Annotated in this window: 14 protein-coding genes; 2 read left to right on the top strand and 12 right to left on the bottom strand. The window is 60.4% G+C overall.

Annotation, left to right across the window (positions count from 1 at the left end; genetic code table 11):
* Positions 1-77: 77 nt before the first annotated feature.
* From gltB to I9H07_RS01435, 9 genes are all read right to left on the bottom strand, one after another.
* Positions 78-4,523 carry a glutamate synthase large subunit gene (gene gltB, locus I9H07_RS01475; protein WP_058825213.1) on the bottom strand — a complete coding sequence of 1,482 codons (4,446 nt, stop codon included), beginning with the start codon at positions 4,521-4,523 and terminating at the stop codon, positions 78-80.
* Between the two features lie 357 nt (positions 4,524-4,880).
* Complete coding sequence (locus I9H07_RS01470; RefSeq protein ID WP_024674922.1) at positions 4,881-6,500, bottom strand: SPOR domain-containing protein; 1,620 nt, start codon at positions 6,498-6,500, stop codon at positions 4,881-4,883.
* 10 nt (positions 6,501-6,510) lie between these two features.
* Positions 6,511-7,614: a 3-dehydroquinate synthase gene (gene aroB, locus I9H07_RS01465; RefSeq protein ID WP_024674923.1), complete on the bottom strand. Its 1,104-nt coding sequence runs from the start codon at positions 7,612-7,614 to the stop codon at positions 6,511-6,513.
* 116 nt (positions 7,615-7,730) lie between these two features.
* Positions 7,731-8,249 (bottom strand): shikimate kinase AroK, encoded by a 519-nt coding sequence (gene aroK / locus I9H07_RS01460; RefSeq protein ID WP_024674924.1) that lies wholly within the window; start codon positions 8,247-8,249, stop codon positions 7,731-7,733.
* A gap of 4 nt (positions 8,250-8,253) precedes the next feature.
* Positions 8,254-10,332 carry a type IV pilus secretin PilQ gene (pilQ, locus tag I9H07_RS01455; protein WP_236425136.1) on the bottom strand — a complete coding sequence of 693 codons (2,079 nt, stop codon included), beginning with the start codon at positions 10,330-10,332 and terminating at the stop codon, positions 8,254-8,256.
* A gap of 47 nt (positions 10,333-10,379) precedes the next feature.
* Entirely contained in the window at positions 10,380-10,907 is a 528-nt protein-coding gene (gene pilP, locus I9H07_RS01450) for a type 4a pilus biogenesis lipoprotein PilP (protein ID WP_236425137.1), read from the bottom strand.
* Positions 10,904-11,527: a type 4a pilus biogenesis protein PilO gene (pilO, locus tag I9H07_RS01445; RefSeq protein ID WP_024674927.1), complete on the bottom strand. Its 624-nt coding sequence runs from the start codon at positions 11,525-11,527 to the stop codon at positions 10,904-10,906. The genes pilP and pilO overlap by 4 nt, the downstream gene beginning before the upstream one ends.
* Positions 11,524-12,099: a PilN domain-containing protein gene (locus I9H07_RS01440; RefSeq protein ID WP_024646247.1), complete on the bottom strand. Its 576-nt coding sequence runs from the start codon at positions 12,097-12,099 to the stop codon at positions 11,524-11,526. Before I9H07_RS01440 ends, pilO begins: the two co-directional genes overlap by 4 nt.
* The gene (locus tag I9H07_RS01435; protein WP_024674928.1) at positions 12,099-13,163 is read right to left on the bottom strand and encodes a pilus assembly protein PilM; all 1,065 of its coding nucleotides are present in this window, start codon (positions 13,161-13,163) and stop codon (positions 12,099-12,101) included. The genes I9H07_RS01440 and I9H07_RS01435 overlap by 1 nt, the downstream gene beginning before the upstream one ends.
* Before the next feature lie 209 nt (positions 13,164-13,372).
* Here I9H07_RS01435 and I9H07_RS01430 point away from each other — a divergent pair, with 209 nt between their 5' ends.
* On the top strand, positions 13,373-15,814 hold the full coding sequence (locus I9H07_RS01430) for a penicillin-binding protein 1A (protein WP_419149708.1): 2,442 nt from the start codon (positions 13,373-13,375) through the stop codon (positions 15,812-15,814).
* 655 nt (positions 15,815-16,469) lie between these two features.
* On the opposite strand, the gene I9H07_RS01425 is transcribed toward I9H07_RS01430, so the two are convergent.
* The 3 genes from I9H07_RS01425 to rpmE all read right to left on the bottom strand — a co-directional run bounded on the left by I9H07_RS01425 (position 16,470) and on the right by rpmE (position 18,908).
* A complete protein-coding gene (locus tag I9H07_RS01425; RefSeq protein WP_024672916.1) occupies positions 16,470-17,738 on the bottom strand; it encodes a malic enzyme-like NAD(P)-binding protein in 1,269 nt (422 codons plus the stop codon).
* A 120-nt stretch (positions 17,739-17,858) separates the two neighbouring features.
* Complete coding sequence (locus tag I9H07_RS01420) at positions 17,859-18,662, bottom strand: thermonuclease family protein (RefSeq protein ID WP_236425183.1); 804 nt, start codon at positions 18,660-18,662, stop codon at positions 17,859-17,861.
* 18 nt (positions 18,663-18,680) lie between these two features.
* On the bottom strand, positions 18,681-18,908 hold the full coding sequence (rpmE, locus tag I9H07_RS01415; RefSeq protein WP_007248065.1) for a 50S ribosomal protein L31: 228 nt from the start codon (positions 18,906-18,908) through the stop codon (positions 18,681-18,683).
* A 166-nt stretch (positions 18,909-19,074) separates the two neighbouring features.
* Here rpmE and I9H07_RS01410 point away from each other — a divergent pair, with 166 nt between their 5' ends.
* A complete protein-coding gene (locus I9H07_RS01410) occupies positions 19,075-21,294 on the top strand; it encodes a primosomal protein N' (RefSeq protein WP_236425184.1) in 2,220 nt (739 codons plus the stop codon).
* Positions 21,295-21,331: the final 37 nt, after the last annotated feature.

Raw genomic sequence — 21,331 nt, 5'->3', positions numbered from 1 at the left:
AAGCTGCAAGAAATCAATTCAGTTCAATTCACAGGGTGGCAAACTTGCGGCTTGAAGCTAACCGCTAGCAGCTGCTTTTACTGCGGATTCGCCCGGGTGCTGGAAAGCAGCGATTTCAGGTTGGCCGCCTTCGGCTTGACCAGCCAGAAACGACGCAAGTAGTCATCCAGGTTTTCCGCGAGGTTGCGACCCCATTCACTGTCGGTTTCCGCCACGTACTCGTTGAGGACGCTTTGCAGGTGAGTGCGGTAGGCCTCCATCGATTCGCCGCTGATGCGCTGGATCTCGACCAGTTCATGGTTGACCAGGTCAACGAAGGTGTTGTCTTGGTCGAGCACGTAGGCGAAGCCGCCGGTCATCCCGGAACCGAAGTTGTAACCGGTCTTGCCAAGCACACAGACGAAACCGCCGGTCATGTATTCGCAGCAGTGATCGCCGGTGCCTTCCACAACCGCATGGGCGCCCGAGTTACGCACTGCAAAACGCTCGCCTGCCGTGCCCGCTGCGAACAGCTTGCCGCCGGTTGCGCCATACAGGCAGGTGTTGCCGATGATGGCGCTTTCGTTGGTCTTGAACGGGCTGCCTTTGGGCGGCACGATCACCAGCTTGCCAGCAGTCATGCCCTTGCCTACGTAGTCGTTGGCGTCGCCTTCCAGGTACATGTTCAGGCCACCGGCGTTCCACACCCCGAAGCTCTGACCGGCAGTGCCTTTGAAACGGAACGTGATGGGCGCCTTGTTCATGCCCTGATTGCCGTGCAGCCTGGCGATTTCGCCGGAAATCCGCGCGCCGATGGAGCGGTCGCAGTTGCAGATGTCCAGTTCGTACTCGCCACCGCTGAGGGATTCGATAGCCGGTTTGGCCAGCTCCACCATCTTCTCGGCCAGCAGGCCCTTGTCGAATGGCGGGTTACGATCCACCAGACTGAACTGCGGCTTGTCAGCCGGAATATGGTCACTGCCCAGCAAGGGGGTCAGGTCCAGATGCCGTTGCTTCTCGGTTTCGCCCGGCAGGATGTCCAGCAGATCAGTACGACCGATCAGTTCTTCCAGCGAACGAACGCCCAGCTTTGCCAGCCACTCACGGGTTTCTTCAGCCACGTAGGTGAAGAAGTTGATCACCATGTCGACGGTGCCGATGTAGTGGTCCTTGCGCAGCTTTTCGTTCTGTGTTGCCACGCCGGTGGCGCAGTTGTTCAGGTGGCAGATACGCAGGTATTTACAGCCCAGCGCGATCATCGGCGCGGTACCGAAGCCGAAGCTTTCAGCGCCGAGAATCGCCGCCTTGATGACGTCCAGACCGGTTTTCAGACCACCGTCGGTCTGCACCCGGACCTTGCCGCGCAGGTCGTTGCCGCGCAGGGTCTGGTGAGTTTCAGCCAGGCCCAGTTCCCACGGCGCGCCAGCGTACTTGATCGAGGTCAGCGGCGATGCGCCGGTGCCGCCGTCGTAGCCGGAAATGGTGATCAGGTCGGCATAGGCCTTGGCCACGCCAGCGGCGATGGTGCCGACGCCCGCCTCTGCGACCAGCTTGACCGAGACCAGCGCCGCCGGGTTGACCTGTTTCAGGTCGAAAATAAGCTGCGACAGGTCTTCGATGGAATAGATGTCATGGTGCGGCGGCGGTGAAATCAGCGTCACGCCCGGTACGGCATAGCGCAGCTTGGCGATCAGGCCATTGACCTTGCCGCCCGGCAGTTGCCCGCCCTCGCCCGGCTTGGCGCCCTGCGCGACCTTGATTTGCAGCACATCGGCGTTGACCAAGTACTCGGGAGTTACGCCAAAGCGACCCGTGGCGATCTGCTTGATCTTTGAGCTGCGGATGGTGCCGTAGCGCGCCGGGTCTTCACCGCCTTCACCAGAGTTGGAGCGCGCGCCCAGGCGGTTCATTGCCTCCGCCAGCGCTTCGTGCGCCTCAGGTGACAAAGCACCCAGCGAGATACCGGCCGAATCGAAGCGCTTGAGGATTTCGCTCAATGGCTCGATTTCGTCGATGTTCAGCGGCTGATCAAGGGTCTTGACCTGCAGCAGGTCACGAATCATCGACACCGGACGCTGATCAACCAGCGCGGTGTATTCCTTGAACTTGCTGTAGTCGCCTTGCTGCACAGCGGCCTGCAGGGTGCTGACCACGTCCGGGTTATAAGCGTGGTATTCGCCACCGTAGACGAATTTGAGCAAGCCGCCCTGCTGGATCGGCTTGCGCGGGCTCCAGGCTTCGGCGGCCAGCGCTTTCTGTTCGGCTTCGAGATCGACGAAGCGTGCGCCTTTCAGGCGGCTCGGTACGCCACGGAAACTGGTGTTGCAGACTTCTTCGGACAGGCCGATGGCTTCGAACAGCTGCGCACCGCGATAGGACGCAACCGTCGAAATGCCCATCTTCGACAGAATCTTGAGCAGGCCCTTGGTGATGCCTTTGCGGTAGTTCTTGAAGACTTCATACAGATCGCCCAGCACTTCGCCGGTACGGATCAGGTCGCCCAGCACTTCGTAGGCCAGGAACGGGTACACCGCCGAGGCACCAAAGCCGATCAACACGGCAAAGTGGTGCGGGTCACGCGCTGTCGCGGTTTCGACCAGAATGTTGCTGTCGCAACGCAGGCCCTGCTCGGTCAGACGGTGGTGAACGGCACCGACCGCCAGTGAAGCGTGAACCGGCAGTTTGCCCGGTGCAATGTGGCGGTCACTCAGCACAATCAGGGTATGCCCGGAACGCACGGCTTCTTCGGCCTGATCGGCGACGTTACGCACAGCGGCTTCGAGACCGAGGCTTTCGTCGTAGTTCAGGTCGATGATGTGGCGTTCGAAACCCGGACGTTCCAGGTTCATCAGCGAGCGCCATTTGGCCGGAGAAATGACCGGCGAGCTGAGGATCACGCGCGAAGCATGCTCTGGCGATTCCTGGAAAATGTTGCGCTCGGCACCGAGGCAGATCTCCAGCGACATGACGATGGCTTCACGCAGCGGGTCGATCGGCGGGTTGGTGACCTGCGCGAACTGCTGGCGGAAGTAATCGTAAGGCGAGCGCACCCGGCGCGACAGCACGGCCATTGGCGTGTCGTCACCCATTGAACCGACGGCTTCCTGCCCCTGCTCGCCGAGCGGACGCAGCACCTGATCACGCTCTTCGAACGTGACCTGATACATCTTCATGTACTGCTTGAGCTGCTCGCTGTCATAGAAAGCCGAACCGTGGTCGTTGTCTTCCATGGTGGCCTGGATGCGCAGGGCATTCTTGCGCAGCCATTGCTTGTACGGATGACGCGACTTGAGGCGGTTGTCGATGGCATCGGTGTCGAGGATCTGACCGGTTTCGGTGTCCACGGCAAAGATCTGCCCCGGACCGACACGGCCCTTGGCGATGACGTCTTCCGGCTTGTAATCCCACACGCCGATTTCCGACGCCAGGGTGATGTAGCCGTTCTTGGTCGTGACCCAGCGCGCCGGGCGCAGGCCGTTGCGGTCGAGCAGGCAGACTGCGTGACGACCTTCGGTCATCACGATGCCGGCCGGGCCGTCCCACGGCTCCATGTGCATGGAGTTGTATTCATAGAAAGCCCGCAGATCCGGGTCCATGGTCTCGACGTTCTGCCACGCAGGCGGAATGATCATGCGCACGCCACGGAACAGGTCGATGCCGCCAGTGACCATCAGCTCCAGCATGTTGTCCATGCTCGACGAATCAGAACCCACACGGTTGACCAGCGGGCCGAGTTCATCCAGATCCATCAGATCGTTGCTGAATTTGGTGCGGCGCGCCTGCGCCCAGTTGCGGTTGCCGGTGATGGTGTTGATCTCGCCGTTGTGGGCAAGAAAGCGGAACGGCTGGGCCAACGGCCATTTCGGCAGGGTGTTGGTCGAAAAGCGCTGGTGAAACACGCAAATGGCGGTTTGCAGACGCTCGTCGCTCAGGTCCGGGAAGAAGGCCGTGAGATCGGCCGGCATCATCAGGCCTTTATAAATGATGGTCTTGTGCGAAAAGCTGCAGATGTAGTGATCGCTATCAGCAGCGTTGGCCACCGATGAACGGCGACGGGCACTGAACAGCTTGATGGCGAATTCCTGATCGCTCAGGCCTTCACCGCCAATGTACACCTGCTCGATTTTCGGCAGACGCTCCAGCGCCAGTTGACCCAGCACGCTGGTGTCGATGGGCACCTGACGCCAGCCCACCAGTTCGAGGCCCTCGGCGAGGATCTCGCGGTTCATGTTTTCGCGGGCAGCTTCGGCCTTGGCGTCGTCCTGATTGAGGAACACCATGCCCACAGCGTATTGGCGGGGCAGATCGACACCAAAGTGTTGCTGGGCCATCGCACGCAGAAAACCGTCGGGCTTCTGGATCAACAGGCCGCAACCGTCACCGGTCTTGCCGTCGGCATTGATACCGCCACGGTGGGTCATGCAGGTCAGGGCTTGGACGGCCGTCTGCAACAGGTGATGACTGGGCTCGCCCTGCATATGAGCGATCAGGCCGAAGCCGCAGTTATCCTTGAATTCATCTGGTTGGTACAGACCTGCTTTCATAGACACTTTCTCACCAGGCTGCCTCTATTTGAGGCAAATTTCCTTTTAATTCAACCAATTACCTGACACGCCGAACGTACGCCGGCTTCGGACGGGCAAAACGGAGGTCATTGTACACAGCGACACTGAGGCTCACAAATTTAACGACGACTGGTTGATAATCAATGTCGCAATTATGAAAGTTTTAAAGCGGGTCGCTGTGCTAGTCAAAGCATTTTGTCATTAATCTGACTGACGCGACGGAGACTGTAAGGCGCTTGTAACGCGGACGCCGCATGGCGCGCCTCAATAAGGCGCGTCCAGGCGGGTTTAAGTCAGGTTTGCCGGGTGAGCGGCCCGGATAGGGCCGCTGCGACTTCAGCGACTGGCGCCGAGCTCTTGTTGGACGCTGGCGACAGTACGAGGCCAAGGTTTACCAGCCTGAACCTTCGCTGGCAATACCTTGATGGCTGCCAAGGCGGCAGCACGGTCAGGAAAGTTGCCATACGTGATCACGTACAGCGGCTTGCCCTGCAGGGTTTTCTTGAAATAACGGTACTCGCCGCCTTGTTCTGCAATGTAGGCCTGAGCAGTCGCTTCGGAACTGGTGCCGAGGATCTGCACAACGTAATGGCCTGGCGCCTGACTGGCGTACCAGCTGCCACCGGCAGCCGGTTTAGCGGCCGCCGCGGCTGGTTTTTCAGCAGGTTTGGCAGCCGGGGCTGGCGCTGGCTTGGCTGTCGCAACCTGAGCCGGCGCCGGGGCTGGTTTGGCGGCCGGAGCGGGTGCAGGAGTGGGTGCCGGAATCGAAGAGCGAGGCGCCTGAGCGGCGGCCTGACCTGCCGGAACGCCGGCTGGCGGCGCAGTGGTGGTCACGGTGGGCGGCTGGGCGGGCGAACCGCTCGGCACGGCGTCTTCGTCGCTATCACTGGAACCGGCGGCTTCAGCCAGCGGACCACGCATTACCGGCTGTGAGTTGCCATTCATCGGCAACGGCTGGGAATTGCCCGCGAACTCGATGGCCGGGCCACCGTTATTCGATTGCTGAGCAGTCGGCTTGCCTTCACCCAGTGGCAATTGCGCCTGAGCGGAAGCAGGGGCATTGGCGGTTGTGGCAGTCTTGTCACCGCGACCCGGGATCAGCACTGCTGCTGCCACGGCCACTATGACGACGGCACCCAAGGCCAATACGTGTTTTTTCGGCATGTTGAACCCCACACTTGGACGCTTGACCGCGGAACGACTCGCGATCATCGCCTCGATCATTGAATCGCGGGCCACCTGGTTGATAGCTCCAGGCCAGCCATCGGACTGTTCATGAATATCGGTGATCTGGTCGGCAGTAAACAACGCGATTCCCTGCCCTGCACCCTCCAGACGCTGAGCCAGATACTCTCGGGTTTCCTCTTCCGTATAGGGTTGCAGCTCGATAACGTGAAAGCGTTCACCTTCGGTAGCGCCCTGCAATTCGGCACACAGCTGATCGAGACGATCGAGCAGCGATGGCTCGCCAAACAGGAACACGTGCGGACGCCCTTCAGGGGTGCCCGCTGCAAGACCCAGCAACGCTTCGAGCGCCGAATCGCCGAGTTGTTCCGCATCGTCGACCAGCACGTACACTTCCTGGCCCGTTAGCCCGAGCTGCACGACCTGCGACAGAATCGACTGCATCTCGGCCTGGGCAACGCTCAACGCCTGGGCAACCTGCTGCAGAACGCCTGCGGCGTCGCTGGCTCCGCGCGCGGAAATCACCACGCTCTGCACCGACTGCTTGTTGGTGCTGGCGACCAGCGCCTGGCGCAGTAACGTCTTGCCACTGCCCTGCGGCCCGGTGACGGCCAGCAGCAACTGGCTGTAACGCGCCAGATGGTGCAACTGCCCCAACACCGGCTTGCGCTGGGCAGGGAAGAATTTGAAGCCAGGTACCCGCGCCGCAAAGGGGTCATGACTCAACTGATAATGGCCGAGGAAGGCCTCGTCGGCATGCAAACTAGTCATGGGGTTTCCGTTAACCTCTAAGCTGATCCACCAGGGCGCGATAGTCCGCAACCAGAGTGGCCTGTAATACTTCTTTTGGATAATCGTCCGTGATAACCGCTTCGCCTATCTGGCGCAACAGCACCAGACGCAGGCGACCGTCGATGACCTTCTTGTCGATCGCCATGTGTTCGAGGAAGTTGTCTTCCGTCATGTCCTGCGGAGGTACGACGGGCAACCCGGCACGCTGAAACAGACGAATGCCGCGATCCCGCTCTTGAGTGCTGATCCAGCCCAGGCGCGAGGACATTTCCAGCGCCATGACCGTGCCGGCAGCCACCGCCTCGCCATGCAGCCAGACACCATAGCCCATATGCGTCTCGATGGCGTGGCCGAATGTGTGACCCAGGTTCAATGTGGCGCGAATACCGGACTCACGTTCGTCGGCACCGACCACCAGCGCCTTGGCCGCGCAGGAGCGCTCGATGGCAACCGTCAGGGCAGCCTGATCCAGGCCGCGCAGAGCGTCGACATGCTCTTCGAGCCAGGTCAGGAACGGCTCGTCGCAGATCAGGCCGTACTTGATGACTTCTGCCAGCCCGGCGGACAGTTCACGCTCGGGCAGGGTGTTGAGCGAGGTGGTATCGATCAGCACGACACTCGGCTGATAGAAGGCACCCACCATGTTCTTGCCCAGCGGGTGGTTGATACCGGTCTTGCCGCCCACCGACGAGTCCACCTGGGACAACAGCGTGGTAGGAATCTGAATGAAGTTCACGCCGCGCTGATAACAGGCGGCAGCAAAACCTGCCATATCGCCGATCACCCCGCCGCCCAGTGCAATCACTGTGGTACGGCGATCGTGGCGAGCGGTGAGCAGGCCATCGAAAATGGTTTGCAGGGTTTCCCAGTTCTTGAACGCCTCGCCATCCGGCAAGACAATCGGCAAAACGTTGTAACCGGCCAGGGTCCGGGTCAGACGCTCCAGATACAGCGGTGCCACTGTCGTGTTGGAAACGATAGCCACCTGACGCCCGACGATGTGCGGGGTCAGGAGTTCAGGCTGATCCAGCAGGCCTTCGCCTATATGGATCGGGTAGCTACGCTCACCCAGCTCGACCTTAAGTGTCTGCATGTGTCCCCACATTGATTACCGGTTGCACGATGGTGCGCTTCAGCAGGTCATGGCGCCAGGCCATGCACCGTCGCTGTTTTTATGGTCGACGAGGATAGCGCATTTTCGTCTGCGCTTTAACGGGGAGGAAGCTCTGCCAGACGCGCAAGTATCTCGAGAACGACCATTCGGGGTGGCCGCTCATCGGTTTGGATCACCAGATCGGCTATTTCGCGGTACAGCGGATCGCGAATGGCCAGCAGCTCGCTCAATACCCGCGCCGGATCGGCGGTCCGCAGCAAAGGACGATTGCGGTCACGCGCCGTGCGCCCGACTTGCTGTTCGATAGAAGCATGCAGGTACACCACTCGCCCGCCGGCTCTTAGCGCCTGACGGTTTTCGCTGCGCATCACCGCGCCACCACCGGTCGCCAGAACCACGCCATCGGCCTCGCACAGCTCGGCAATCATGGCTTGCTCGCGATCACGAAAACCCGGCTCGCCTTCCTTGTCGAAGATCCAGGGGATGTTGGCGCCTGTACGCAGCTCGATTTCCTTGTCGGAATCCTTGAACGGCAGTCGCAGCTCTTTGGCAAGCAAGCGGCCGATGGTGCTCTTGCCAGCACCCATCGGCCCCACAAGTATTAAATTTCGCACAAAATCAACGACTCACAGAAATCGCCTGGTTGTTCATGATACGCGGAGTCAGAAATACCAACAGCTCGGATTTGGACTCGGATACCACATCGCGCCGGAAAAGCCGGCCAAGATACGGTACATCGCCAAGAAATGGCACTTTATCCACACTTTTACTTTGCGTATTCGAGAACACACCACCAATCACGATGGTTTCACCGTCGGAAATCAGCACTTTGGCGTTGACTTCGTTTTTCTTGATCGGCGGGACGCCCAGCACCGCATTCACGTAATCGGGCTCATCCTTGGTGACTTTGACCTCCATGATGATGCGGTTGTCGGGGGTAATCTGCGGGGTGACTTCAAGCGACAGAGACGCTTCCTTGAAGCTGACGGTGGTGGCGCCGCTGGAGCTGGATTCCTGATACGGAACCTCGGTGCCCTTGAGGATCTTGGCGGTTTCCTTGTCGGACGTGACCACCTTGGGCTGGGAGACGATTTCACCGTTGCCGGTCTTTTCCATCGCAGTCAACTCAAGGTCCAGCATCGTGTTGTTGGTCAGGAAGCCAAGGCCGATTCCGGAGGTGGCGTTGGCAGCGCCCATATCCACAAACGTTGAGCTGTTGGCCGTGGAGCCGCCCGTTGAGGTGCCCGTCGACCAGTTGCTGCTGCCGCTGGTGTTCGTCGCGCCACCCCAGCGCACCCCCAGCTCTTTGTCGTAATCGACGTTGGCCTCAACGATGCGCGCTTCGATCATCACCTGACGCACCGGAATATCCAGCTGCGAAACGATGCGCCGCAGCTCGTCGAGACGGTCCTGGGTCTGGTAGGCAATGATGTTGTTGGTCCGGTCATCGACCGTGATCGAGCCACGCTCGTCCGTCTTGGACTCGGCACTGGTCACCGACTGGAACAGCTTGGCGATGTCAGCAGCCTTGGCGTAGTTGACCTGCAACAGCTCGCGACGCAACGGCGCCAGCTCGGCGATCTGCTTGAGCGATTCCAGTTCCTGACGTTCGCGGGCGGCAATTTCATCGGCCGGGGCGACCAGCAGGACGCTGCCGATCTTGCGCTTGTCCAGCCCCTTGGTTTTCAGCACCAGATCCAGCGCCTGATCCCAGGGCACGTTCTGCAGGCGCAGGGTGATGCCGCCCTGAACCGTGTCACTGGCGACCAGATTGAGGTTGGTGAAATCGGCGATCAGTTGCAGCACCGAGCGCACGTCAATGTCCTGGAAATTCAGCGAGAGCTTTTCGCCGGTATACACCGGCTTGTCGGCGGCACGCCGGTCCATGTCTTCGTGGGTCAGCGGACGCACACTGATGGTCAGCTTGTTTTCGGTCTGAAACGCCGAGTAGTCGAATGCGCCCGACGGCTCGATCAGAATGCTCGCTTTGTCGCCTGCGGCCGAAGCACTGACGAACTGCACCGGCGTTGCGAAGTCCTTGACGTCGAGCCGGACGCGCAACGGCTCGGGCAGCAATGTCTTGGCGAAGTCCACGCGAATCTTGCCGCCCTGCTCCTGAATATCAGGCGCAATATTGGCGTTGCTCAGGTCGATGACCACGTTGCCTTCGCCCAGCTCGCCGCGCTGAAAGTCGATATTCCTGATGGCCTTGGCACCGGCAGGGACAAAAGGTCTGGCGGACGCAGGCGTGGGCGGTGGCACTGCCACTCGGGATGCGCCCATCGCGGTGCTTGGCTGGGAAGCCTGGGCCGCGGTTGCGCCCTGACCGATGACCACGAACAGATTGTTACCGTCGACCCGAGAGCTGTAAGGCGACAGCGTCGTCAGGTTGATGATCACCCGCGTGCGATCCTGAGCCTGCACCACCACAACGCTGCGCGCGTTGCCGGTGCCCAGCTCACGACTCTTGGTCTCCAGCTGGCTGGTCACCCCGGGCAGGTCCAGCGCGATACGCGCCGGTTGCGCAGTGGTGTAGCCACGCGGGGCTGGCACCGGTGCGTCGAACGACAGCTTGAGTTCGATACGGTCACCCGGCAACGCGGCGACATCCAGGGTCTTGAGGGTGGCCGCCTGGACAACCGGAGACAGCATCGCGATGCATAACGACGCGCCGATAATCGAGAGAATCCGGGTCATGATCAATTTCCGTTGAGCGCTACTGTGCATACTTGGCCTTGCCCACTTCATGAGCGTTCCTTGAGCTGGATGGTGCGCGGCCTTTCCAGCCAGGCCCCCTCACCGTCAGGAACAATTTCGATGACATCGACCTGCGCATCGCCGACCGACACAACCCGTCCGTTATTGCGGCCCAGGTAATCTCCCACCTTGACGCGATGAACGCCCCCGGCGCCGCGCAACAGGGCGAACGTACCCGACCCGTTGCCAATCGTGCCGACCATCTCGAACGACTCGATGTTGAACCCTTCAAGGAACTGCTTAACCCGGTTTTCATCCGGTGCCACCAGCCGCGTGCCTTTTTGCCGATTCAGCAGGTCAATCTTGACTGGCGGCTGAAACGGGCTGCGCAGAGCCGCGGCGTTATAGGTAAATGCTTCATACGGCCGAAATTTCGGCAGGGGCTCGATAGTGCCGCTCGGCCGGGCCTTGACCTGCTCCATGAATGCAGTCAGGTCGGCAAAATCATTGTCGCTGCCACACCCTGCCAGCCCGGCCAGAACCATACTGACGCACAACAATCGCGCCGCCCTCATTTCTTCAGCCCTTCATCGTTGTAGCGGTAAGTCTTGGCCAGAATGCTCATGCGCAACTTGGTCGGAACCTTGGGATCGACCGGCTTGATCTCGAAATCATGCAGCGTGACGATGCGCGGCAGGCTGGCGACGCCACTGACAAAAGTCGCCAGATCGTGATAGCCGCCGACCACCGTGATCTGTATCGGCAGCTCGATATAGAACTGCTGGACCGCCTCGGGTAACAGCTTGATCTCTTCGAATTCAAGGCCGCTTCCCAGGCCGGTGCGGGTAATGTCCTCAAGCAGACCGGGCACTTCGGTGTCGCTGGGCAGTTGCCGCAGCAGCGCACCAAAGGTGTTTTCCATCTCTTCCATCTGCTTCTTGTAAGGCTCCAGGTTGGCGGCCTGGAACGCCTTGTTGGAATACTGCTCCCTGAGCGTCATTTCGCCAGCCTGCGCACTGTCGAGCTGGGTCTCCAGGTCCTGAATGAAGAAAAAGTAGCCCAGCGCAAAAATCAGTATCGCCACCAGCAGCCCGGCAATCGCCTTGACCGCCGCCGGCCATGAGCCGAGGTTGTTCAGATCCAGTTCGCTCACATCGATCTTGCGAAGCCCGTCCAGCCATTCGGACATGTTCATGGCTTGGCTCCTTCGGCAGCGACAACCGGAGGTTGGGTCTGACGCACGGTCAACTGAAACACGTTGGCCTGATCCACGGCACCGGCAGTGGTGGCCTTGACCTCGGTCAGGCTGGGCGCTTCCAGCCAGTCCGAGGCTTCAAGGTTGCGCATCAGGTCAGAAACCCGGTTGTTGGATTCGGCAGCACCATTGATGGCAATCAGCTTGTTGGTCATTTTGACCTGCGAGTAATAGACGCCGTCCGGCAGGGTGCGCGCCAATTGATCGAACACCCGACCCGTGACTGGCCGGTTGCCTTGCAGGTCCTGGATGATCTTCATGCGCTCCAGCAATTGCTTGCGGCGCGCCTTCAGATCGCTGATCTCCTTGATGCGGATATCCAGCTGGGCGATCTGGGTCTGCAGAAACGCGTTACGCGCCATCTGATGCTCGATGGCGTTGCTGACGTAGCGGTCGATCAGAAACAGGATGCTGACCGACACCACCAGCACGCCGACCAACGCCGTCAGAAAGCGCTTTTTGCGTTCTTCGCGAAGCTCTTCACGCCACGGTAATAAGTTGATCCGCGCCATCAGTCGAAGCTCCTCAACGCCAGACCGCACGCGATCATCAGGGCCGGGGCGTCACTGGCCAGTGCTCCGGCGTTGACCTTGGCGCTCAAGGCCATGTCGGCAAACGGGTTGGCGACCATGGTCGGCGTGCCGATGCGTCGCTGGATCAGATGCTCCAGCCCGGAAATGGAAGCCGTACCGCCTGCCAGCATGATGTGATCCACCGAGTTGTATTGCCCGGCTGCAAAAAAGAACTGCAACGAGCGAGAGACCTGTTGCACCAGTGCATCCTTGAACGGGTCGAGCACTTCGCTGACATAATCGTCGGGCAGCCCGCCCTGTTTCTTGGCGAGCCCGGCCTCTTCCATGGACAGGCCATAGCGGCGCTGAATCTCGTCAGTCAATTGGCGGCCGCCGAACAGTTGCTCGCGGGTATAGATGATCCGGCCATGGTGCAGCACGCTCAGGGTGGTCATGGTCGCGCCAATGTCCACCACGGCCACAGTCAGTTCGTCGTGACCGTTGCCCAGTTGCGCAGCCAGCAGGCCGAACGAGCGCTCCAGCGCATAGGCCTCAACGTCCACGACGCGCGCCGTCAACCCGGCCAGCGCCAGTGCAGCTTCGCGTACTTCGACGTTTTCCTTGCGGCAAGCCGCCAGCAGGACCTCGACACGCTCGGGGTTGCGAACCGAGTAGCCCTGCACTTCAAAATCGATGGCGACTTCTTCAAGCGGATAAGGAATGTACTGGTCGGCTTCGAGCTTGAGCTGGTTTTCCATGTCGTCGTCGGAAAGACCGGCGTCCATCTCGATGGTTTTGGTGATCACCGCAGAACCGGCCACTGCCACCGCCACAATCTTGACACTGGTCTTGGCCTTTACCAGTACGCGAGACAGCGCCTGGCCAACCCCTTCGAGTTCGGCAATATTCTTTTCGACGACAGCGTTGGCCGGTAACGGCTCGACTGCGTAGGACTCGACCTTGTAACGGGTGCCGGAGCGACTCAATTCCAGGAGTTTTACCGAGGTGGAGCTAATATCGATCCCTAGAAGGGTATTGGCCTTCTTGTTGAAGAGTCCGAACACAACCTGATTCCTATGAGTTTCCGCCACTTACGGAGTTATTTCGGGTCAACGCCACTGCCGACAGTCTTGACAGTAGCGCAAATCACGCTTGGGGACGAAAAATGCTTATAATGCCCAGCGTTTTTTTCGTTTAACAAAGCTTCAAGGCATGTTCATTTGTAAATGCCTGCGCTTAACCCATTATTTTTTCTGGAAATCCAAAAGCCTTGATACGCCTGCTGAAGTTTTTGTGGTGGTCCCTCGTCGCGGTCTTCTGCTCGCTGTTACTCGGCCTGAGCGGCGCGTTTCTCTACCTGAGCCCGACCCTGCCATCCGTTGAGGCGCTGCGAAGCATCCAGCTGCAGATCCCCCTGCGCGTGTTCAGCAGCGACGGCAAGCTGATTGCCGAATTCGGCGAAATGCGCCGCACGCCGATTCGCTTTGCCGAAATCCCGCCCAACTTCATCAATGCACTGCTATCAGCCGAAGATGACAATTTCGCCAATCACTACGGTGTCGATCCAGGCAGCCTGATGCGCGCCGCCTCGCAATTGGTCAAGAGCGGTCACATTCAATCGGGCGGCAGTACCATCACCATGCAGGTCGCGAAGAACTTTTTCCTGACCAGCGAAAGAAGCTTTTCACGTAAAACCACCGAGATCCTGCTTGCCTTGCAAATCGAGCGCCAACTCACCAAGGACGAGATTCTCGAGCTGTACGTGAACAAGATTTATCTGGGTAACCGGGCCTACGGTATCGAGGCAGCGGCGCAAGTCTACTATGGCAAATCGATTCGCGATGTAAGCCTTGCGCAAATGGCCATGATTGCCGGTCTGCCCAAGGCACCGTCACGTTTCAACCCGCTGGCCAACCCGACCCGTGCCAAGGAACGCCGCGACTGGATCCTCGGACGCATGTTCCGCCTGGGCAAGATCGACCAGACCGCTTACCAGGCCGCACTGAACGAGCCGCTCAACGCCAGCTACCACGTTCCTACGCCGGAAGTGAATGCGCCGTACATCGCTGAAATGGCGCGTGCGGAAATGGTCGGCCGTTATGGCAGCGAGGCCTATACAGAGGGCTTCCGCGTCACCACCACGGTGCCGAGCGACTTGCAGGAACACGCTAACAAGGCTATCCAGCAGGGCCTGATCGATTACGACCAGCGTCATGGCTATCGCGGGCCGGAAAGCCGCTTCGCTGGCATGACCCGCGCCAACTGGGTACAGGAACTCACCAAGCAACGCACGATCAACGGCCTTGAGCCTGCCATCGTCACCCAGGTCGACAAGACCGGGTTGCGCGTGCTGACCCGCAACGGCGAAAAGGAAGAAACCGTCGACTGGGCCACCATGAAGTGGGCGCGTCCTTATCTGAATACCAACAGCCTGGGCGCCAATCCCAAGCAGCCGGGCGACGTTGCAAAGGTTGGCGATTTGGTTCGCTTGCTGCGTCAGGACGATGGCTCGCTGAAATTCAGTCAAATTCCCGTCGCGCAAAGCGCACTGGTGTCGCTTGATCCGCAGAATGGCGCCATTCGGGCGCTGGTGGGCGGTTTCGCGTTCGAGCAGAGCAACTACAACCGGGCCATGCAGGCCAAGCGTCAGCCGGGCTCCAGCTTCAAGCCGTTCATCTACAGTGCCGCACTCGATAACGGCTACACCGCTTCAAGCCTGGTGAACGACGCCCCTATCGTGTTCGTCGACGAATATCTGGACAAGGTATGGCGTCCGAAAAACGACACCAACACGTTCCTCGGCCCGATCCGCCTGCGGGAAGCGCTGTACAAGTCGCGTAACCTGGTGTCGATCCGTCTGCTTCAGGCACTGGGCATCGACAGCACCATCGATTACATCACTCGCTTCGGCTTCTCGAAACAGGATCTGCCGCGCAACCTGTCACTGGCCCTCGGTACGGCAACCCTGACCCCGATGGAAATCGCGACCGGCTGGGCGACCTTTGCCAACGGCGGCTACAAGGTCAGTCCTTATCTGATCCAGACCATCGAGAACCGTGACGGCCAGACGCTGTTCGTCGCCAACCCGCCAAGCGTTCCGGCCAACGACGTCAAGACCGCGCCGAATACGTCGACCTTTGCCGTACACGACGCTCCGAGCGTGGCAACCACTGCACCGGGCACGCCGGCTGAACCGCAAGCGCCTGCCTTTGCAGAGCGCATCGTGGATGGCCGCACGACGTACATTCTGAACAGCATGCTGCAGGACGTGATCAAGCGCGGCACGGGTCGTCGCGCGCTGTCCATGAATCGCCCGGACATCGCAGGCAAGACCGGTACCACCAACGACTCCAAGGATGCGTGGTTCTCCGGCTACAACGCGGACTATGTCACGACGGTGTGGAGTGGCTTCGACCAACCCGAGAGCCTGGGACGTCATGAGTTTGGCGGTACGGTTTCGCTGCCGATCTGGATGGACTACATGAGCGCTGCGCTCAAGGACAAGCCGCCGCACCAGCAAGCAGAACCAGACGGTATCCTCAGCCTGCGGGTCGACCCATTGAGTGGTCGCGCTGCCACGCCAAGCACGCCGAATGCATTCTTCGAACTGTTCAAGAGCGAAGACACGCCACCTAGCGTCAACGAACTGGGCGGCAGCAGCGCCCCCGGCAGCCCACTGCCAGCAGACGAGTCCGCCCCTATAGATCTGTTCTGATACACAGACGTGTGACGCAGTGTGGGAGAGGCCAGTGGTGACTGAACCTATCGTGCCGATGCTCCGCGTCGGTATGTAGTTCTGGACGCCCCGCGTCCGATCCTGACTCTGCGGCGCGGCGCAGATTTGTGACGCAGAGCGTCACCCAAGGCGTTCCCGCGCTGGAGCGTGAGGAACGATAGGTGGAATCTCAACTATCGTGCGACGCTCTGCGTCGGCATGCCGTTCTGGACGCTCCGCGTCCGACCCTGACTCTGCGGCGCGGCGCGGCGCGGCGCGGCGCAGATTTGTGACGCAGAGCGTCACCCAAGGCGTTCCCACGCTGGAGCGTGAGGAACGATAGTGGAATCTCAACTATCGTGCGACGCTCCGCGTCGGCATGCCGTTCTGGACGCTCTGCCTCCGATCCTGACTCTACGGCGCGGCGCAGATTTGTGACGCAGAGCGTCACCTAAGGCATTCCCACGCTGGAGCGTGAGGAACGATAGGTGGAATCTCAACTATCGTGCGACGCTCTGCGTCGGCATGCCGTTCTGGACGCTCCGCGTCCGATCTTGAGTGACGGAGCTAGAGCGAGAGGTGTGCGGCGACGAGCCAAACGCCAGGCATAAAAAAACCCCTGCAGCGCTGCAGGGGTTTTTTATTGCTTCATGGATCAGCCGTTGAACACGTCGTCCACGCTGGTCAGCGGGTAGTGCTTCGGATACGGCAGGGTGGCAACGCCGCTTTCGATGGCAGCCTTGGCGACCGCGTCGGCGATCAGGCCCAGCAGGCGGGTGTCCATTGGTTTCGGGATGATGTACTCACGACCGAATTCCAGTTTGATGCCGCCGTAGGCGTCGCAGACTTCCTGAGGCACCGGCAGCTTGGCCAGTTCACGCAGGGCGTTGGCCGCAGCGATTTTCATTTCTTCGTTGATGCGCTTGGCGCGAACGTCCAGAGCACCACGGAAGATGAACGGGAAGCCCAGCACGTTGTTGACCTGGTTCGGGTAGTCCGAACGGCCAGTTGCCATGATCACATCGCTACGGGTGGCATGAGCCAGTTCCGGGGAAATTTCCGGATCAGGGTTCGAGCAAGCGAACACGATCGGGTCCTTGGCCATCAGCTTGAGGTTTTCAGCGCTCAACAGGTTCGGACCGGACAGGCCGACAAACACATCGGCACCGTCCAGCGCGTCGGTCAGCGAGCGCTTTTCGGTGGCGTGCGCGAACACCGCCTTGTACTGGTTCAGATCGGTACGGCCGGAGTGAATGACACCGGTACGGTCGACCATGAAGATGTTTTCGATCTTCGCGCCCATGCTCACCAAAAGCTTCATGCACGAGATGGCAGCAGCGCCAGCGCCCAGGCAGACAATTTTCGCGGTGTCGAGGCTTTTGCCGACGATTTCCAGCGCGTTGATCATGCCGGCTGCGGTCACGATAGCGGTGCCGTGCTGGTCATCGTGGAAAACCGGGATATCGCACTGTTCGATCAGCGCTTTCTCGATTTCAAAGCACTCAGGCGCCTTGATGTCTTCCAGGTTGATGCCACCGAAGGTGATGGAGATACGCTTGACGGTGTCGATGAAAGCCTGCGGGCTCTCGGAATCGACTTCGATATCGAAAACGTCGATACCGGCGAAACGCTTGAACAGAACCCCTTTACCTTCCATGACGGGCTTGGAAGCCAATGGGCCCAGATCGCCGAGGCCCAGAATTGCGGTGCCATCGGAAATAACTGCTACCAGATTGCCTTTGCCGGTGTACTTGTAAGCCAGCTCAGGGTCACGGGCGATTTCACGCACGGGTTCAGCAACGCCAGGGCTGTAGGCCAGAGCCAGGTCACGAGCGGTTGCGGTCGGCTTGGTGAGTTCGACGCTCAGCTTCCCCGGACGAGGATTGGCATGGTATTCGAGCGCGGCAGTTTTCAGATCTGACATGTATTGGATTCCGCTTTTTTTACTGTGGGACAGACGGACCGCCGAGGATACGCAAGATGCCTGGTCCTAACAAGACTGACCAGTCACTGCTGTCAAGAGGCCCAGGGTTAGACTTTACGCTTAGATAGCGGGCAGGTTCAGCATCGCAGGGTGCGTCAACGGCAGCAGCCAGCGTGACTGTCCTGACTTAAGGCCACCCCGCCGGGAGCGATCGACCACCCAGCCGCGCGCTTCGATTTTCCGGCCCTTGAGGCGTTCGAGCGTCACCATGTCGAAGGCGGACATCTGGTCAGGCGCAATGCGCAGCACCAGCGCGCCTTGCAGCTCGATCCAGACGCCGCCGCGATTGCGCTGCACACTTTTGACCTGACCAGAGACCACGGCAAAACCGCTTTTGGTAACAGTGTCTGAAGCCTGCACGGGCGAGTTGCGCCATAGACCCAGCCTGGCCTGACGCGCCTGGCGTTCCGCATTTTGCTGACAATCGATCAGCGCGACGTTGGGCGCGACCGCTACCAGATAGCCTAGACCTTCGCTGAGCAATTGCGCTTCGAGGTTGGCACCGTCACGCCCATAGACGTTGGCCAGCGTGCGACCGTAATGGTCCTTGCCCTGCTGACCCACGCGCAGACTGACCTGACCGCCGCTGGCATCCACCAGCGCTTGCAGCCTGCGCCTGGCGGCTTCTGCAAAAGGCTCGGCAGACTGCCCCTTTTTGCCGGTTTCAGGCGTGTTCAGCCCGATCATCCGCACACTACGGCCGTCCGTCAGGCGCAGTGTGTCGCCGTCGACCACGCGCTGTACCTGCGCGACGGGCAAGGAGGCCGGCGCGGGGCAGAAAGCCTGTGCGCCGGACAGCCAAATTGCGGACATAAAAAAGACGCCCACAAGGGGCGCCTTTTCAAGCAGCCTGGAAATGCCCAAGGGGCAGCCAGTTCAGCTTCAGTCTTGCTTCGCTTTGGTTGCGCCGAACGCACCGAAACGGGATTTGAACTTGTCGACACGGCCGCCAACGTCAAGCATCTTCTGCTTGCCGGTGTAGAACGGGTGGCACTCGTTGCACACGTCCAGGCTCAAAGGGCCGGTCAGAGTGGAACGGGTTTTGATGACATTGCCGCAGCTGCAGGTCGCGTCAATGGCTTCGTAAACTGGATGGATATCAGCTTTCATCGGTACTTCCTCGGTCTAACGCGCCGCCACCCAACACAATTGTTGAATACCGCACGGAAATAGGCTGCGGATAGTACCAGACAATTGCACCGATGCAAGCGAACCTTCACACCGGTCGTCTGCTAAGATCGCGCCTTCGCCACTCTTCATCACAGGGAAATACCGCGTGCCCGACGCCATCCTGCGCCTTGCCCTGCCCTCCCCGCTTCGCCGCCTGTTCGACTACCGTGCCCCTGCCGGTGTGTTGCGCAGCGCCTTGCAGCCCGGCATGCGCCTGCGGGTTCCGTTCGGGCGACGGGAGATGATCGGTATACTCGTGGAAGTGGTCGATCACAGCGAAGTGCCTGCTGACAAGCTCAAACCCGCCATCGCCCTGCTCGACAGTGAAGCGCCGCTGCCGCCCGCACTGTTCAAGTTGTGCCTGTGGACGTCGCAGTATTATCAGCACAGCCTGGGTGACACGCTAAGCTGGGCCTTGCCGGTGCTGCTGCGTCAGGGCGAGCTGGCCGAGAGCCGTCAGGAACGCTTCTGGCACGTGACCGAGCATGCCAGCGTCGACGATCCGCGTATCGCTCGCGCGCCCAAACAACGTGAAGCGCTGACCACCCTGGCCCAGCATCCGCACGGCGTGGCGCATCAGTTACTCAGCAAGTTGATGCTTAATAAAGACAGCCTCAACCTGCTGCTGGCCAAAGAGCTGGTGTATGTCGAGGTTCGCAGCCACGCCCCCAGCGCTCGTCATGAGCATTGGCTGGCGCAACCGGAACTGCCGCTCAATACCGAGCAACGGGCCGCCTACGAAGCGATTCGTGCCGGGTTCGACAGTTTTCACGCGTTTTTGCTGGCCGGCGTAACGGGCAGCGGCAAGACCGAAGTCTACTTGCAACTGATTCGCGAGACGCTGGAGGCGGGCAAACAGGCGCTGGTGCTGATTCCGGAAATCAACCTCGGTCCGCAAACCCTGGCGCGCTTCGAACAACGCTTCAATGCCCGCATTGCGCTGGTGCATTCAGCTGTCAACGACCGCGAACGACTGGATGCCTGGCTGGCCGCCCGCGATGGCGAGGCCGACATTATTATCGGCACCCGCTCGGCCCTGTTCACGCCGATGAAGCATCCCGGCCTGATCATCATCGACGAAGAACACGATGGCTCCTATAAACAGCAGGAAGGTCTGCGTTACCACGCCCGCGACCTGGCACTGGTGCGGGCCCGTCAGGAAAACATTCCGATCGTGCTCGGCTCGGCCACGCCGTCTCTGGAAAGCCTGCACAACGCCTACACCGGACGCTACGGCCTGCTGCGCCTGAACCAGCGCGCAGGCGGCGCGCAACAGCCACGCTTCATGCGTCTGGATGTCAAAAGCAGACCGCTCGACAGCGGGATTTCCGGGCCGATGCAACAAGCCATCGGTCAGACGCTCGCGGCGGGCCAGCAGGTGCTGGTGTTTCTCAACCGCCGGGGCTTCGCGCCGACGTTGCTGTGCCACGATTGCGGCTGGATGTCCGGCTGCCAGCGCTGCGACGCACGCATGACGGTGCACCAGCGTTCCGGCGAACTACGTTGCCACCACTGTGGCTATGTCGAACGCGTGCCGCGGCAGTGCCCATCGTGCGGAAAAGTGGATTTGCGCCCTGTAGGCGCAGGCACCGAGCGCGCCGAAGAGCGGCTGGGCATCATGTTCCCGGACTTTCCGGTATTGCGCGTCGACCGTGACAGCACCTCGCGCAAGGACGCCATGAATCAGCTATTCGCGACCATCCAGCGCGGACAGCCGTGCATTCTGGTCGGTACGCAGATGCTCGCCAAGGGCCATCATTTTCCAAGGGTGACGCTGGTGTCGATTCTCGACGCCGACGGCGGGCTGTTTTCCGGCGACTTCCGGGCCAGCGAGCGCATGGCGCAGTTGATCGTGCAGGTCGCAGGGCGCGCAGGGCGGGCCGAAGAGCCGGGCAAGGTCATCATCCAGACGCATCTGGCCGATCATCCGCTGCTGATTCAGCTCACCGAACAGGGTTATTTCGCGTTCGCCGAGCAGGCCTTGAGCGAACGTCGCTCGGCCGGCTTGCCACCGTTTTCGCACCTGGCCCTGCTACGCGCTGAAGCCCACAAGCCTGGCCAGGCCGAAGCCTTCCTTGATCAGGCGTGCGGCGAGGCCGAACAGCTTCTGACGCAGATGAGCCTGGGTGGCATCGAGCTGCTGGGTCCGGTTCCAGCGCCCATGGAACGCCGCGCCGGGCGCTATCGCGCGCAGTTGCTGGTGCAGTCCAGTGCGCGTGCGCCGCTGCACAAATTGCTCAGCACCTGGCTGCTGGCGCTGGAGCAAATGCCCAGCGGCCGACAGGTCAGATGGTCGCTGGATGTCGACCCGGTGGATCTTTATTAGGTCACGCCGTTGGCAAGCAGGCTCCAGCAACGGATAA

This window comes from Pseudomonas syringae (genome assembly GCF_023278085.1).
Taxonomy (GTDB): Bacteria; Pseudomonadota; Gammaproteobacteria; order Pseudomonadales; family Pseudomonadaceae; genus Aquipseudomonas; species Aquipseudomonas syringae_Q.
This window is presented reverse-complemented; position numbering and strand designations above follow the sequence as displayed.

What these genes read in the sequence shown, in the direction of transcription:
- gltB (WP_058825213.1), bottom strand. Translation starts at nt 4,523, where the DNA reads ATGAAAGCAGGTCTGTACCAACCAGATGAATTCAAGGATAACTGCGGC.
- I9H07_RS01470 (WP_024674922.1), bottom strand. Translation starts at nt 6,500, where the DNA reads ATGACTAGTTTGCATGCCGACGAGGCCTTCCTCGGCCATTATCAGTTG.
- aroB (WP_024674923.1), bottom strand. Translation starts at nt 7,614, where the DNA reads ATGCAGACACTTAAGGTCGAGCTGGGTGAGCGTAGCTACCCGATCCAT.
- pilQ (WP_236425136.1), bottom strand. Translation starts at nt 10,332, where the DNA reads ATGACCCGGATTCTCTCGATTATCGGCGCGTCGTTATGCATCGCGATG.
- pilP (WP_236425137.1), bottom strand. Translation starts at nt 10,907, where the DNA reads ATGAGGGCGGCGCGATTGTTGTGCGTCAGTATGGTTCTGGCCGGGCTG.
- pilO (WP_024674927.1), bottom strand. Translation starts at nt 11,527, where the DNA reads ATGAACATGTCCGAATGGCTGGACGGGCTTCGCAAGATCGATGTGAGC.
- I9H07_RS01440 (WP_024646247.1), bottom strand. Translation starts at nt 12,099, where the DNA reads ATGGCGCGGATCAACTTATTACCGTGGCGTGAAGAGCTTCGCGAAGAA.
- I9H07_RS01425 (WP_024672916.1), bottom strand. Translation starts at nt 17,738, where the DNA reads ATGTCAGATCTGAAAACTGCCGCGCTCGAATACCATGCCAATCCTCGT.
- rpmE (WP_007248065.1), bottom strand. Translation starts at nt 18,908, where the DNA reads ATGAAAGCTGATATCCATCCAGTTTACGAAGCCATTGACGCGACCTGC.